Annotated in this window: 14 protein-coding genes; 10 read left to right on the top strand and 4 right to left on the bottom strand. The window is 41.6% G+C overall.

Annotated features, from left to right (window positions below):
* Positions 1 to 2: 2 nt before the first annotated feature.
* Both B5354_RS04990 and mreBH read right to left on the bottom strand, forming a co-directional pair.
* Complete coding sequence (locus B5354_RS04990) at positions 3 to 317, bottom strand: hypothetical protein (RefSeq protein ID WP_079526467.1); 315 nt, start codon at positions 315 to 317, stop codon at positions 3 to 5.
* Between the two features lie 235 nt (positions 318 to 552).
* Positions 553 to 1,560 (bottom strand): rod-share determining protein MreBH, encoded by a 1,008-nt coding sequence (gene mreBH / locus B5354_RS04995; protein ID WP_079526468.1) that lies wholly within the window; start codon positions 1,558 to 1,560, stop codon positions 553 to 555.
* A 165-nt stretch (positions 1,561 to 1,725) separates the two neighbouring features.
* Between mreBH and B5354_RS05000 the strand changes: the two genes are divergently transcribed.
* The 5 genes from B5354_RS05000 (at position 1,726) to B5354_RS05020 (ending at position 6,555) form a co-directional block, all read left to right on the top strand.
* Complete coding sequence (locus tag B5354_RS05000) at positions 1,726 to 2,472, top strand: YkgJ family cysteine cluster protein (protein ID WP_079526470.1); 747 nt, start codon at positions 1,726 to 1,728, stop codon at positions 2,470 to 2,472.
* Complete coding sequence (locus B5354_RS05005) at positions 2,462 to 3,097, top strand: MOSC domain-containing protein (RefSeq protein ID WP_079526472.1); 636 nt, start codon at positions 2,462 to 2,464, stop codon at positions 3,095 to 3,097. The genes B5354_RS05000 and B5354_RS05005 overlap by 11 nt, the downstream gene beginning before the upstream one ends.
* Before the next feature lie 20 nt (positions 3,098 to 3,117).
* A complete protein-coding gene (locus B5354_RS05010; protein ID WP_079526474.1) occupies positions 3,118 to 3,489 on the top strand; it encodes a DnaJ family domain-containing protein in 372 nt (123 codons plus the stop codon).
* A gap of 57 nt (positions 3,490 to 3,546) precedes the next feature.
* The gene (locus tag B5354_RS05015; RefSeq protein ID WP_079526476.1) at positions 3,547 to 4,212 is read left to right on the top strand and encodes an SOS response-associated peptidase; all 666 of its coding nucleotides are present in this window, start codon (positions 3,547 to 3,549) and stop codon (positions 4,210 to 4,212) included.
* A 159-nt stretch (positions 4,213 to 4,371) separates the two neighbouring features.
* Positions 4,372 to 6,555 (top strand): sensor domain-containing protein, encoded by a 2,184-nt coding sequence (locus B5354_RS05020; RefSeq protein ID WP_079526478.1) that lies wholly within the window; start codon positions 4,372 to 4,374, stop codon positions 6,553 to 6,555.
* A 37-nt stretch (positions 6,556 to 6,592) separates the two neighbouring features.
* Here B5354_RS05020 and B5354_RS05025 read toward each other — a convergent pair whose 3' ends face one another.
* Positions 6,593 to 7,972: an alanine/glycine:cation symporter family protein gene (locus B5354_RS05025; protein ID WP_079526480.1), complete on the bottom strand. Its 1,380-nt coding sequence runs from the start codon at positions 7,970 to 7,972 to the stop codon at positions 6,593 to 6,595.
* A 222-nt stretch (positions 7,973 to 8,194) separates the two neighbouring features.
* On the opposite strand from B5354_RS05025, the gene B5354_RS05030 reads away from it, so the two are divergent.
* From B5354_RS05030 to B5354_RS05040, 3 genes are read left to right on the top strand one after another with little or no spacing between them, the layout of a single operon-like run.
* Positions 8,195 to 8,677 carry a low molecular weight protein-tyrosine-phosphatase gene (locus B5354_RS05030; protein WP_079526482.1) on the top strand — a complete coding sequence of 161 codons (483 nt, stop codon included), beginning with the start codon at positions 8,195 to 8,197 and terminating at the stop codon, positions 8,675 to 8,677.
* Positions 8,674 to 9,003: a hypothetical protein gene (locus tag B5354_RS05035; protein ID WP_079526484.1), complete on the top strand. Its 330-nt coding sequence runs from the start codon at positions 8,674 to 8,676 to the stop codon at positions 9,001 to 9,003. Before B5354_RS05030 ends, B5354_RS05035 begins: the two co-directional genes overlap by 4 nt.
* Positions 9,004 to 9,028: 25 nt before the next feature.
* Positions 9,029 to 9,853, top strand: a complete 825-nt coding sequence (locus tag B5354_RS05040) for a YihY/virulence factor BrkB family protein (RefSeq protein ID WP_139377059.1) — start codon at positions 9,029 to 9,031, stop codon at positions 9,851 to 9,853.
* Between the two features lie 396 nt (positions 9,854 to 10,249).
* Here the strand turns inward: B5354_RS05040 and B5354_RS05045 are convergent, their stop codons facing one another.
* Positions 10,250 to 12,172 (bottom strand): heavy metal translocating P-type ATPase, encoded by a 1,923-nt coding sequence (locus tag B5354_RS05045; protein WP_079526488.1) that lies wholly within the window; start codon positions 12,170 to 12,172, stop codon positions 10,250 to 10,252.
* Positions 12,173 to 12,472: 300 nt separating this feature from the next.
* Between B5354_RS05045 and B5354_RS05050 the strand changes: the two genes are divergently transcribed.
* Positions 12,473 to 13,357, top strand: coding sequence for a transporter substrate-binding domain-containing protein (locus B5354_RS05050; RefSeq protein ID WP_079526490.1), 885 nt, complete (start codon positions 12,473 to 12,475; stop codon positions 13,355 to 13,357).
* A 10-nt stretch (positions 13,358 to 13,367) separates the two neighbouring features.
* Positions 13,368 to 14,060, top strand: coding sequence for an amino acid ABC transporter permease (locus tag B5354_RS05055; protein WP_079526492.1), 693 nt, complete (start codon positions 13,368 to 13,370; stop codon positions 14,058 to 14,060).
* Positions 14,061 to 14,073: the final 13 nt, after the last annotated feature.

A 14,073-nucleotide genomic window follows, 5' to 3' on the forward strand; every position in this document is an offset into this window, starting at 1 on the left:
TTTTAGTTATTGGTCTTTCGCTTTGCTTTTCCTGTTTCCTGCCCAGCATCAATCAAGAGTACGAGAGCTGCAGCCGTGTGAAGCATCCAGCCAAGGATGGGGATCGCTCCAAGAAAACTGGCTACCATTCCGACGATGCTGCCTGAACTGAACTTTGAATCTTTAATGGAAATAATCAAAGTTATAGCATGGAGGATAAACATGACTAATAGTGCCATCCAGCCGGTACTGATTACAAAGGCGCCTCCGGCGATCGGAATAGCCAGAAGGCCTTCGGCAACCCCGGTCACCCATTTCATTAATGTCGTACGCTGCATAACGATTCTCCTTTAGCTTATTTGTAACGATGGTTTATTCTATTATCTCATTCGCTTCATGATTTATAAAAAAATACGCCTCTGCTTCTGACCATTCCCTTTTCTAACATAAATCATTCACCATTTTTTTGTGGATATCCTTTATTTTTTATAAAAAAAGCTGACCTAATGAGGGCAGCTTTTCGGTGACATATAAAGGATTCATGAATTCTAGAAACTAAGGAATGGTATTGTCTTACTTCGTTGCTTTCTGAAGCTTTTGAATCATTTTCAGGGAACGGCCTGTGCCAATGGCTACTGATTCTAATGGCGATGGAGCCATATGGACAGGGACAACGATGACATCTGACAGCCATTCCTGCATGCCTTTTAGTAAAGAGCCGCCTCCTGTTAAAATAACCCCATGATCAACGATATCTCCGCTTAATTCTGGAGGGCATTCCTCTAAGGTAGCACGAATCGTTTCAAGGATTTGTTCCAGCGTTTCTTTTAAGGCACCTTGAATTTCGGTAGAGGAAAGTTCAATGGTTTTAGGTAAACCAGTTACCATATCGCGTCCTCGCACATCCATTTTTTCCTCGGGATGGTCGATAAGCGCATAACCGACTTCCATTTTAATTTGTTCTGCTGTTCGCTCACCAATCAAAATGTTGTAAGCTTTACGAACGTATTGAATGATTTCCTCGTCCATAACATCGCCGCCTGTTCGAATGGAGCGGGATGAAACGACTCCACCGAAAGAAATAATGGCCACCTCAGTAGTTCCCCCGCCAATATCAACGATCACATTTGCAATCGGTTCATCGACAGGCAGGTCAGCCCCAATCGCTGCAGCAATCGGTTCTTCAATAAGGTGTACGGTTTTCGCACCATAGCTTTTTACAGCATTATGAATGGCTCTTCGTTCTACAGAAGTAGAACCGGACGGGGTACAAATGACAACGGTTGGCTTGCGCATTGAAATACCTGATTTCTTGCTTACTTTCTTTAATAATTCTTTCAGCATTTGAGCTGTCATATCGTAATCAGCAATGACACCATCCCTTAAGGGGCGGACTGGGATGATATTTTTCGGTGTCTTCCCGACCATTTCTTTCGCTTCTTTCCCAACGGCCACGACATTTTTGGTTTCCGTATCATAGGCGACGACGGAAGGTTCATTTAGCAGAATTCCCTTGGATTTTGAATAGATTAATATATTGGCTGTTCCTAAATCGATTCCGATTTCAGCATTTGATAACATGTAGACGTACCTCCATAAGATGACAGATTCTCTTATAATTCTTCTTTTATTTTAAAAGGTTTATGGGGGTCATACAACAGGAATTTAATGGGGGACAGCAGGTAGTCGACAGGCGTCTAGGACGTGTATAATAACAGTAACGTTAGATGAAGGAGTTTTTTCCTAATGGAAAGGTATTTAAAACATCATGAAATTATAAATAAAACAAAACAAATAAGTGACTCGTACGTGCTTGATCAAGGGGTTTTCGATGAGGTTATCGACCAGCTTCTAAATAGTGAACTAGATTCAGAGGATGTGATTTTAGAAGGATTTCAACGGCTGCTTCAAGAAGTAGATTATGAAATAGGGCGGATGGAGCATTTTGCGAACTTAACAGCAAGTTGTTTTAAAGGCTGTGCCTTCTGCTGCTATTTTCCTATTGTTTTAAGTAAAATGGAAGCCAAAATAATGTTTCGTTCGATTGAAAATTTTTCAGAAGATCGCAAGAAGGCTATCTATGATCATTGGGACCTTTATTATGAAAAATATGCAAAAACTCTGAAGGAAGCGGCAGGAATGGATCATAATGCAGATGAGACGAAGTTGGCCTATAAAAAATTGAATCTCCCTTGTCCGCTGCTTGATCCTGAAACACAAACGTGTATGGCTTATGAGGTGAGACCCATCCCTTGTCGTACTTATTTAAATTATGCTGATCCGAAGGTATGTGCAGAACAACATCTGCCTCAAGAACCATCCAGTTATGAGTTTTTATACAATCATTATTTTGAAGCTATTAACGAGCTGGTCCAAGTGCTCTATGAAAATGGAGAGAATGTATTAGTCGATTATCCTGGTGACGTATGGAGTTATGACTACCTGCCTGTTTGGATTGAAAAATGGAGAGAGGGGACATGGCATGAGCTTTAAAGTGCTTTCGTTAAACGTGGGAAGGCCTGAAAATTACTCGACAGATAAAGGAGAACTAAGAAGTGCCTACCGAAAACAACCAGTAACTGAACCGGTGTATTTAAGCTCTTTAAATTTTTCTGGAGATGAACAGGCGGATAAAAAACATCATGGCGGAGTGGACCAGGCCGTCTGTCTATATCCTGCTAACCATTACCGACACTTTGAAAAGGAATATGGCATGACATTTCCTTATCCATCCTTTGGGGAAAATATTACGGTTGAAGGCATTCATGAGTGTGACACGCATATTGGGGATGTTTTTACGTTGGGGGAAGCTGAAGTGCAAGTAACGAAACCTCGGAAACCTTGTTATATCATAGCTCGTACCCACGGCATAGATGATTTACCGGCACGTTTAACTAAAACCGGCTTCACGGGATTTTATTTGCGGGTACTGAAAGAGGGAAATGTATCTCAAGGTGATGTGATGCGTTTAAAGCATGCTGACCCGGCAGGCGTAACGGTGGCAAATGTGAACGATGTGAAGTTTAATGATCGGAATAATAAAGAAAAAATCAACCAAATTATTCGTGTAGAGGCTCTAGCAGACGACTTGCGCCAATCTTTATCAAGACGTCTATAACTCGGAAAGGGGTAGCTGCGATGGATTTTGGCCATATTATTGAAGAGAAAATTAAGCAGTCCATTGAGTCCGGAGATTTCGATCACCTGCCTGGAAAAGGAAAGCCATTACCTAAAGATGAGCTTGCCTACGTTCCTGATGATCTGCGGAATAGCTATCGTGTTTTAAAAAATGCGAATATACTTCCAGAAGAAATGCAGATCAAGAAAGACATCGTGCAGTTGGAGGAATTGTTGGCGGATTGCCATGATCCCGAGCGGCAATCTCATTTTCAGCATCAGCTCTCTGAAAAAAGAATTCGATTTAATTTGTTGATGGAAAAGCGAAAAATGCAGCAAACGGGTGCTTTTCGCCAATACGAAGGAAGAATCAATCGCAGGTTTGGCTTTTGACGTTGTTTATTTGTGAATAATTGATAGCTAATCTATTTTGCATGGGGGGGCTTCTACATGTGTGGACGATTTACCCTGGCAGTCAACGAGCCAGACATATTAAAGGAGTTTGAGCTGTCAAAACCGATCGAGCATTATGAGCCAAGATATAACATTGCCCCAGGACAAAAGGTTCTGGCCATAATCCATGATGGAACAAGGAAGCGGGCTGGCTACATGAAGTGGGGGCTTGTTCCATCATGGGCGAAGGACCCGAAAATAGGCTACAAGATGATTAATGCAAGAAGTGAGACGGTGCATCAAAAGCCTAGTTTTTCCTCACTTTTAAAAAGGAAACGCTGCTTAATCCTGGCAGATAGTTTTTTTGAGTGGAAAGTGTCGGATGGAAAAAAGCAGCCAATGAGGATCAAACCTAGTACGCGAAAAGTATTCGCTTTTGCAGGTCTGTGGGATAAATGGACCGACAATGGGGAAGAGCTTTTTACCTGTACGATCCTGACTCAGGCAGCCAATGAGTTTATGGAAAACATTCATCACCGTATGCCGGTGATTCTGGGGTCTGAATTCCAGGAACAATGGATCGCTCCGAATTCCTGGGAGTCTGCATATGCTCATCAGTTACTTCAGCAGATGACAATGGAGGGACTGGAGGCCCACAAAGTGAGTACGTATGTGAATTCTGCTAAAAATGAAGGGGCAGAATGTATCGCTCCACTAACCTGAAATCAGCTTCGCTGCTGCTTTCAGGTTTTTTATATGGGATGAGAAGATCATTCACGAGTCTCATTCCTTTTTTACTAGACATTCTCGTGATGGCCGGCTTTTTAGCCATTGTAGTATAATGTAAAAGGAGCAAGTAGAAAAGTAACGGAGGCTAAGTTCATGCAAGATTCCAATTCTATTCATACCTATAAGCGAGCAATAAAGCATATTAAGGAACTTAAAAGCCAGCCATTAGATCCTCACACGCGCCGTGCTGTGGACGAAATCAGTTCTACTCTAAATGCATATGAACAAGGGAGCCATAACTTATTTAAAATGGCCAATTCTTTTGCTAGTACGCTTCTTGTTGATGACGAAGGGATGATTCAAGAAGCGAATGATTCATTCTGTCAAATGCTTCAGATGGATAGATCTGATCTAGCAGGGGCCTCTTTGCTGTCTTTATTAACAAAAGATAGTCGTCTAGATTGGATAGAATACTCCGCTTCTAAGGGTGGGGGATTGTGGATAAAAGAACTGGCTTTTAAGGATGCATTGGGAGAAACGCGCTGGCTGTCTGTTTCCTGTGTACCTTTATCTTATATTAGCAAGGGCGCAGTGTTCATACTGGGGAAGAAGTCGTCCTCTGTTGAGGAGTCCGGGCCCATAACGGCTGTCCAGGATGACTATAAAAGACTTGTCAATGCGTTATCCAATTTAGTGTTCAAGGTGAGGTATGATTCGAAGACAAAAGACTACCGTTATGTGATGTTCGAAGGTAAGCTCGCTCATGAAATAAAATTGACAACAGATTTTGTTTATGGAAAGAGCCTTAACGACTTATTTGGTTCCCATCAGGCTGCTTTTTACCGAAACCAGTACAGACAGGCATTTCAGCGAAAATCAATTTCTTACAAACACTACTATAAAGACAGGATTTTTCTTACCACCTTATCTCCAGTAGAAGTTGAGGGGGAAGTGGTTGAAGTTATAGGGAGTGCGGTCGAAGTCACCATGTATGAACATGCCGAATCACGCATTCGCCATATGGCTTATCATGATCCATTAACAGATCTCCCTAATCGGAGAAAATTGCAGCTGGACCTTGAGCAGTATATTGATTTGTCAGAACATATGTCACCTATGACGATCATGTTTTGTGATTTGGATCGATTTAAGTATGTGAATGATGCTATGGGCCATGCAGCAGGGGATCAAGTCATTAAAATGATGGTAAAGAGAATTACTGCCTGTTTAGGTGAAGAGGCTGCCCTGTATCGGCTCGGTGGTGATGAATTTGTGATATGTTTACAAGGTAACTCGCCATCGGAGCGCACAAGTCAGATCGGTAAGAAAATATTAGAGCAAGTCAGTCGTCCAATTAAATTAATGGGGAAAGAAGTATTTATAACGATGAGCATAGGGGTTTCTACATTTCCTGAGGATGGCAGCACTTCACAGAAATTGATCGGCAAAGCGGATATAGCCATGCATTATTGTAAAATAAGAGGAAGAGATAATCTTCTTTTTTATACAAAGGGAATGGATCGATCTTACAATCAACTTATTTCACTCGAAGGAGATTTACGTGAAGCAATTAGTAAAGAACAGCTGAGTTTACATTATCAGCCTAAAGTTGATGTGGAGACTGGATACATAAACGGAATGGAAGCATTAGTCAGGTGGAATCACCCTACGAAAGGATTTATTTCACCGAGTGAATTTATCCCTTTAGCAGAAGAAACGGGATTAATTACTCAGATCGATGAATGGGTACTCTACGAAGCATGCCGACAAAATCAACATTGGATTGAAGCAGGCTATGCACCTGAGCGTGTAGCCGTAAACGTATCAGCTAACGAGATTCAGAAAGACGATTTCGCGTTAAAGGTTCAGAGAATTCTGGAGAGAACGGGATTGAATCCACGTTATTTAGAAATAGAAGTTACTGAAAGTAGTGTCATGCAGCATACAGCGGAATGTATTCGCACTATGCAATGTTTGAAGGGGATGGGTGTCTCCCTTGCAATAGATGACTTTGGAACTGGTTATTCATCATTGAGTTATTTGAGGCAATTTCCTATCCACCAGTTGAAAATAGACCAGACCTTCACGAAAGACGTCCTTACAGATCCGAGTGATGCTGAGATTGTAAAAGCAATGATTCAGCTTGCCGATGCATTTAAGTTAGGTGTAGTAGCTGAAGGGGTTGAAAGTGAAGAGGTTCTTGATTTCTTAAGGGAAAACCAATGTGAATCCTATCAAGGATATCATTTTAGTAAACCGCTGTCGCCAGAAGGAATGGTTCAGCTGCTGACAAAAAGAACGACTTATACATCAAAAGACTCCCAGCGTTCCCGCTGAAAAGAGCCGCTCTCCGAAGCGGCTCTTTTGTCTCAAATTATGAAGCTGAATTGCGTGCTCGTTTTTCTTCGGCTTTTTCTTGTTTGGCCACTTTCAAGAACTTATTTGTTTCAGCTGCAACAACTCCTGACAGGAGCAAGAGGCCGATTAAGTTCGGGAAGGCCATTAAGCCGTTCATAACGTCTGCGAATTTCCAAACTGTATCAAGCTGTGCGACTGATCCCACAAGTACAAACAGGACAAAGACAGCTTTATAGGCATTGATGCCGCGGCCGCCAGTTAAATATCCGAAACATTTCTCGCCATAATAGGACCAGCCAACGATTGTAGAGAAGGCAAAGAATATTAAACCAAGTGTAACGACGTAGGCACCTATATCTCCAAGGAAGACTTCAAAGGATTCCGAAGTTAAATCAGCACCTTCTAATCCTCCGCCATATTCCCCAGCCATTACAATGGTTAAACCCGTTATACTGCAAACAATAATTGTGTCGATGAATACCTGAGTCATCGATACTAAAGCTTGTCGGCCAGGGTAATCCGTTTTTGCGGCAGCAGCTGCAATAGGAGCAGATCCTAAACCTGCTTCGTTGGAGAACACACCTCGAGCTACACCATAACGAATTACAGTACCAAGAATCCCTCCCCCGACAGCATTGGCTGAGAATGCATCAGAGAAAATTGTTCCAAGCGCTTGTGGAACTAAATCAAAGTTTAAGACAATTATGATCAATCCGCCGATAATATAAAAGACAGCCATGATCGGGACGAAAAACGCGGTAACTTTTCCGATACTTTTGATACCACCTAAAAGGACGAGACCAGCAAAGAAAGTAAGAATAATTCCAGTCACCCAAGTTGGGACATTGAAGGTGGTTTCCATAACATCAGAGACAGAGTTTGATTGAACCATGTTCCCGATACCGAAGGCTGCCACAGCACCAAATATGGCAAAACAAACACCCAGCCATTTGGCCTTTAGTCCACGTTCGAGATAGTACATAGGGCCGCCGGACATTTTTCCATCTTTACCCGTAACCCGATATTTAACCGCAAGGATAGCTTCGGCATATTTTGTCGCCATACCGAATAAGGCTGATATCCACATCCAAAAAACGGCCCCGGGTCCACCGAGAACAACGGCTGTCGCCACACCGGCAATGTTCCCGGTACCAATTGTAGCGGCTAAAGCTGTTGTTAAGGCTTGATAATGTGAGATGTCACCTTTTTCACCTTTTTGAGGCTTGCTTGGTTTAAACGCAAGTTTCAACGCATACGGAAGGGTCCTGAATTGCAGGAAACCCAGACGCAACGTTAAGTATATTCCTGTTCCTACTAGAAGAACCAATAGGACAGGACCCCAAACAATCCCGCTTGCCCAACTTAAAAATTCATAAATGACTCCTTGATCTTCCATGTGACTCCCCCTAACTTTTTTGAAAAACTTGTATTTACCTTGTCTTTATATTAAATATTCCGAAAATTACTCCAAATTGTCAAGTCCATATCTTTAAAACCATAAGGTATTTGGTTTTATTTTGAAGCACGGAGGGGAAATAACCAACATAATGATGAATGATTTAATTTTTTTCGATATAATCTGTAATAGATGAAATAATAAAGATGGGGGACAATGAAAATGATTCACGTATTATTTGTTTGCCTGGGGAACATTTGTCGTTCTCCGATGGCAGAGGCGATATTGCGAGATCTGATTAACAAAGAAGGATTAAGCGATCATATTACAGTTGATTCAGCTGGGATTGGCCACTGGCATGTGGGGGCTTCCCCGCATGAAGGAACCCGAGATATATTAGATCAAAATCGTATTTCCTATGAAGGGCTTGCAGCAAGGCAAGTAGACCCTTCAGACTGGGACAGGTTTGATTATATTATTGCTATGGATCAAAAGAACATGAGGGACTTACAAGGGATCCGGGAGAAGAATGGAGTAGTTGTAAAAATGTTTATGGATTACGTTTCAACTCATGATAAAAAGGATGTACCCGATCCCTACTTCACAGGAAACTTTGATGAAGTGTACGAATTAATAAGCCAAGGCTGTGTGGGACTTCTGGAAGAAATTAAACAAAATGACAGAAATAAGGAGGAATTATCATGACAAAGCATAAGCTATGTAAAGGTATGGTATTAGGTGCCCTAGTTGGCGGTTCTGTAATGCTATTTGATAAAGGGACACGCCGTTATGTAACAGGTAAGACTCGAAGTGCAGGGACGTCATGTAAAAAATTTGTCGCTCACCCATCTGCAGCGGTGCATTCAGTACGAATGAATTATGAATCATTTGCGCAATGTATAAACAAAGGTATTGACGATGTATTAACAATATTAAATAAAGCTGAGGAAGCTCTCAACAAGCTAAGTGAGATCGAAAAAGATGTAAGTCAGAAGCTAGAAGCAGTAGATGATTCGAAGGAGGCTTCCTAAGCGGTCCAAAAGGGGAGAGTGCGTTTTGAGTAAGGTAATGCGTTTTGGCAAGGAGCTGTTTACCCGGTTTGGGGAAGATGAAATCCCTGGTATGGCAGCTCAGCTTGCCTACTTTTTTTTACTTTCCTTGTTTCCGTTTATCATTTTTCTAATCACATTATTAAGCTACATGAATATTCAAGAGGATCGAGTATTGAACTTCATAAGTACATACGCTCCTCCCGAAACGTATGAGTTGATTTCTGAAAACATTACTGAATTGCTCAACGATCAAAACGGTGGGTTATTGTCTTTAGGGATTATTGGTACTTTATGGGCGGCTTCAAATGGAGTTAATGCTCTCATGCGTGCTTTCAATAGGGCTCATAATGTTGATGAAAACCGATCGTTTATCGTAGGAAGATTCACGGCAATTGTACTGACGATTGCCATGGTCTTTGTGATCGGGATTGCTTTTCTTCTCCCCGTCTTAGGAAATTCCATCAGTACGTTTGTTTTTACTTTTTTAGGTGTATCGGGTGATTTTATTTTCTTTTGGGATGCCTTAAGATGGGTAGTTTCATCTGTCATTTTCTTTATCGTTCTTTCTTTTCTCTACTTAATGGCCCCCAATAAATCTTTGAAGATCCGTGAAATAACGATTGGGGCTATTTTTGCAACAATAGGCTGGCAGTTGGTGTCTCTTTTATTTTCCTACTATGTAAGCAGTATGGGAAATTATTCAGCCACGTACGGCAGCTTAGGCGGAGTTATCGTTTTAATGATATGGTTTTATATATCGGGGGTTGTAATTATTTTGGGTGGTGAAATAAATGCCGTGATTTTAAAGTTTCGGCAGTCAAATAACTAGAAAAACCAGGGAGGACTTCCCTCAGGCTGTCGAGAAGAAGTTTTTAAGCCTTTTGTATGAATCAAGGAGAGAACAACAAAAGAACTAATAAAGTTAAGAGCTCGGGACAAAAGTTTTTTAGTGAAAATCTGAATTAATTAAACTATAATTGGTGCATAAACCCCGCTACGAAAATACACCTCACTTTCCGCGGCCCCACACGACGTGGGGTCGTTCGGTGTTGGCACAGGACGTGCCGGTTTTAACCGAACTTCCTTGTTGTTGAGCCTCCTTGTGCTGGCGCACTGCGGTGTCTCACCTAGGCCTTTCCTCCCGCAGGAGTCTCCGCATATTTTCTCCGCTAAAACAGCACATCGTCCGTTTTTTCACTTAAGAGCTTTAGATATGTCCCAGCCTCTATTCATACCCTTTTAGCAGACGCAGTCCATTAAGAATGACTAATATCGTACTTCCTTCGTGCCCGATGACCCCAAGAGGAAGGTCCAATATTTGAAAGAAATTCGATATAATCAGCAGCATAATAACCGATACCGAAAAAATAATATTCTGCTTAACAACCTGGTTCATCCTTTGTGAAAGTTTCAGGGCCTTTGCAATTCTGGGGAGGTCATTTTTCATGAGTACCACGTCTGCCGTTTCCAGCGCCGCGTCAGAACCTTCACCCATAGCGATTCCTATGTTAGCTGTTGCCAAGGCTGGTGCATCATTGATGCCATCTCCCACCATTGCAATTTGATTAAATTTCTTTTTAAGCCTTTTGAGTTCGCCTACTTTTGTATCTGGCATACATTCAGCAACAAAGTGGTCAATCCCTGACTCTTCTGCAATAGCCTTGGCTGTTTTTAAATTGTCACCTGTTAACATTATCGTGTAGACACCATGATCTTTAAGCACTTTAATCGCTTGTTTGGTTTCCTTTCGAACAGTATCTTTTAAGGCAATTGCCGCAACAATGCCTTCCTCATTCGCCGCAAAAACGACTGTCTTCCCTTCTGATGCAAGCCGCACAGCTGCCCCTTCTTGAAACATTTCTGCCGCCTTTTTCCCAATAAAAGCTGGATTGCCAATCTTCCACGTTTGATCACCTACCACGGATGTGACTCCTTGCCCGTTGGAATTCTTCATGTTACCTATAGGCGGGAAAGTGATGTTAGACTGCTTAGCATAGCGAACAATCGCTCTGGCCAGTGGATGGTTTGATTCTTGTTCAATCGAGGCGATGGCTGCCAGCGCATCCTCCTTATTGTAAAGCGGATCAATATAAATGTCAGTTACTTCAGGAGAACCATATGTCAGAGTCCCTGTTTTATCAAAAGCGATGGCTTTAATGTGAGACAAACTCTCAAGATGATTCCCGCCTTTAAATAGAACTCCGTTCCGGGCACTGCTTGAAATGGCTGATAGTGTTGCAGGCATAATGGAAGCAACTAAAGCGCAAGGGGAAGCGACAACAAGTAAAATCATCGCTCGATATATCGTATCCATCCACGTCCAGCCAAACAGGAAGTGGGGGAGAAAGAGCATCAAGGCAACAACGATCAGAATCACTTTTACATAAGTCCCTTCAAAACGCTCAATGAATAATTGGGAAGGAGACTTTTCACTTTGGGCTGATCGTACAAGCTCCATAACTTGCTGGAAAACGGTGTCCTTCTGTGTTTTCGTAATTTCCACAGTAATACTGCCATCCATCGTTACTGTGCCAGCAAAAACTTCTTTTCTGTGGTCTTTCATTACCGGTATGGATTCTCCGGTGATGGCACTTTCGTCTATAAAAGTTGTTCCTTTTACAATTTTCCCATCCGAAGGTATGCGTTCCCCTGCCTTAATTAATATGTTATCCCCTATTATTAGTGAATCTGTAGCGACTTCTATATATCCATCCTTAGTGACCTTCCATGCTCGGTTAGGTTGAAGGTCCATAAGAGAGGAGATTTCTTTCTGGCTTTTATTCATGGTATATGTTTCGAGAGCCCCGCTTAAAGCAAAGATGAAAATTAAAACCGCACCTTCCGTCCAGTACCCGATCGAGGCACTTCCGATGGCAGCGAGTATCATTAGCATTTCAACATTTAGTTCTTTGTCACGAATGGTCGCCTCTATTCCCTCTTTGGCTTTGGCGTATCCTCCTGTGACGAAGGCAATGATATGCAATGTAATATAGGCACTTTGGGGGAGATGTTCGATGTTCAGCCAAGTAAGAAACAGGATCAGGCCGCTAAAAAGAGCAGCAATTAATTCCACATGCTCTTTACTATTTTCAACGAGTGAAAAAGAAGAAAATGGACGTACACGAATGGAACGAACTTCTGCAGGCATGGCATTCTCATCTCCTTTTTTTATAATTGATAATAATTATCTTCTATGTTGTTAGAAACCAATCCATAAGGTGTATGAGGAGGGGGTGCTATTTATAATTATTATAAATTTATATATGTTATTATATTATCATTATTTCAATATAAGTCAATGGAATAAGTGTCGAAAAGGAACTATAAATTCAGAAAATTTTTACATAGGTGCAGGGGGAAAATATCCGAGCTCGAAGGTTGATATTACATGTGTCAAGTTGCTATATTGAATAAGTGTTAAATTAACGTAGAGAGGTGGACATATTCCATGCGAAAGGGTCTTTTACTTATATTTATTCTCATGTTTTCTGTTGTTCTCGATGCATGCGGAGCAGATAAGGGTGAAGAGGGTTCAACTGAAAACAGTAAGTCAGCAGAGCAGACGTCGGACTCAAAATGGAGTGAAATCCAAGAGGCAGGTGAGATTGTAGTTGGCACGTCAGGAACACTTTATCCAGCTTCCTTCTATCCTGAGAATTCTGACAAGCTTACAGGGTATGACGTGGAAATTATGCGTGAAGTGGCTAAACGATTAGGTTTAGAGGTTTCTTTTGAAGAATACGGTGTAGATGGATTGTTATCTGCTATTAAAAGTGGTCGTATAGACGTGGTTATTAATGATATGGAAGTTACTGAAAATAGGAAGAAAGAATTTGCATTTAGTGATCCATATAAGTATTCGTATTCAACGATGATTGTGCGTGAATCAGACCTTTCAGGTATTGAAACTTTAGAGGATCTTGAAGGCAAGAAACATGGTGGAGGCGCAACCACAGTGTTTTCGAAAATTGCTGCGCACTTTGGAGCTGAAACGAAGACATACGGAAATGTAGCCAATGATGTGTACCTTCGTGATGTAGCTAATGGACGTACGGATTTTATAATCAATGACTACTACTTGCAGACGTTAGCGTTAAAAGCATTACCAGAGATACCGGTGAAGCTTCATCCAGATCTCAAATTTCATCCAACAGAGTCGGCTATCGTGATGCCAAAAGATGCTTCAACTCTTAAAAAGAAAATTGATGAAACTTTAAATGAGATGAGGAAAGATGGAACACTGACAAAAATCTCTAAAGAGTTCTTTGGTGGAAAAGATGCTTCTAAGAAACCCGAAGCCGATGTAAAAGAAATTGAAGGTTTAGACCTGTAGGGGTCTCGTTATGTTTGGTATTCAAATCAATGACATCAATTTAGAGAAGCTGTTTGTGCCAGAACGTGCTTGGGACAATTTACCGTTTGTATTAGAAGGGGTACCGTACACGTTACTAGTAGCTGTTCTAGGTATGGTGCTCGGTCTGATTTTGGGCTTTTTCTTAGCTTTGGCAAGAGGATCAGACAATTTTCTACTAAGGTGGCCTGCTCGTATTTATATCACCTTAATGCGGGGGACACCGATTCTTGTTTATTTATTCGTGCTCTACTTTGGTCTTCCCGTAGTCGGAATTACACTGACAGCACCGGTAGCCGCTATTATCGGTTTCGGGACGAATAGTGCAGCGTACATCGCAGAGATCAATCGATCGTCACTGAATAGTGTCGATCATGGCCAATGGGAATCATCGCGGGCTCTTGGATTATCTTATTGGAAAACCATGCGAAGGATTATTGTGCCACAAGCGACGAGAATTGCGATCCCGCCGTTAGCGAACGTTTTTCTTGATATATTAAAAGCTACCTCTTTAGCTGCAATGATTTCGGTTCCGGAGATATTGAACAAGGCTCAAATTGTTGCAGGACGCACAACAGATTCATTAACGATGTATATTCTGGCTGCGATGATTTATCTAGTATTAACCTTGTTTTTCTCGGTTCTTCAAGATTATTTAGAGCGTCGCTACAATAAATATTTATAAACATCAATCGTCG

The organism is Halobacillus hunanensis, assembly GCF_900166655.1.
In the GTDB taxonomy this organism is placed as follows: domain Bacteria; phylum Bacillota; class Bacilli; order Bacillales; family Halobacillaceae; genus Halobacillus_A; species Halobacillus_A hunanensis.

Bases quoted from the DNA above. Each gene is read 5' to 3' on its own strand.
- B5354_RS04990 (WP_079526467.1), bottom strand. From the start codon at position 317: ATGCAGCGTACGACATTAATGAAATGGGTGACCGGGGTTGCCGAAGGC.
- mreBH (WP_079526468.1), bottom strand. From the start codon at position 1,560: ATGTTATCAAATGCTGAAATCGGAATCGATTTAGGAACAGCCAATATA.
- B5354_RS05000 (WP_079526470.1), top strand. From the start codon at position 1,726: ATGGAAAGGTATTTAAAACATCATGAAATTATAAATAAAACAAAACAA.
- B5354_RS05005 (WP_079526472.1), top strand. From the start codon at position 2,462: ATGAGCTTTAAAGTGCTTTCGTTAAACGTGGGAAGGCCTGAAAATTAC.
- B5354_RS05010 (WP_079526474.1), top strand. From the start codon at position 3,118: ATGGATTTTGGCCATATTATTGAAGAGAAAATTAAGCAGTCCATTGAG.
- B5354_RS05015 (WP_079526476.1), top strand. From the start codon at position 3,547: ATGTGTGGACGATTTACCCTGGCAGTCAACGAGCCAGACATATTAAAG.
- B5354_RS05020 (WP_079526478.1), top strand. From the start codon at position 4,372: ATGCAAGATTCCAATTCTATTCATACCTATAAGCGAGCAATAAAGCAT.
- B5354_RS05025 (WP_079526480.1), bottom strand. From the start codon at position 7,972: ATGGAAGATCAAGGAGTCATTTATGAATTTTTAAGTTGGGCAAGCGGG.
- B5354_RS05030 (WP_079526482.1), top strand. From the start codon at position 8,195: ATGATTCACGTATTATTTGTTTGCCTGGGGAACATTTGTCGTTCTCCG.
- B5354_RS05035 (WP_079526484.1), top strand. From the start codon at position 8,674: ATGACAAAGCATAAGCTATGTAAAGGTATGGTATTAGGTGCCCTAGTT.
- B5354_RS05045 (WP_079526488.1), bottom strand. From the start codon at position 12,172: ATGCCTGCAGAAGTTCGTTCCATTCGTGTACGTCCATTTTCTTCTTTT.
- B5354_RS05050 (WP_079526490.1), top strand. From the start codon at position 12,473: ATGCGAAAGGGTCTTTTACTTATATTTATTCTCATGTTTTCTGTTGTT.
- B5354_RS05055 (WP_079526492.1), top strand. From the start codon at position 13,368: ATGTTTGGTATTCAAATCAATGACATCAATTTAGAGAAGCTGTTTGTG.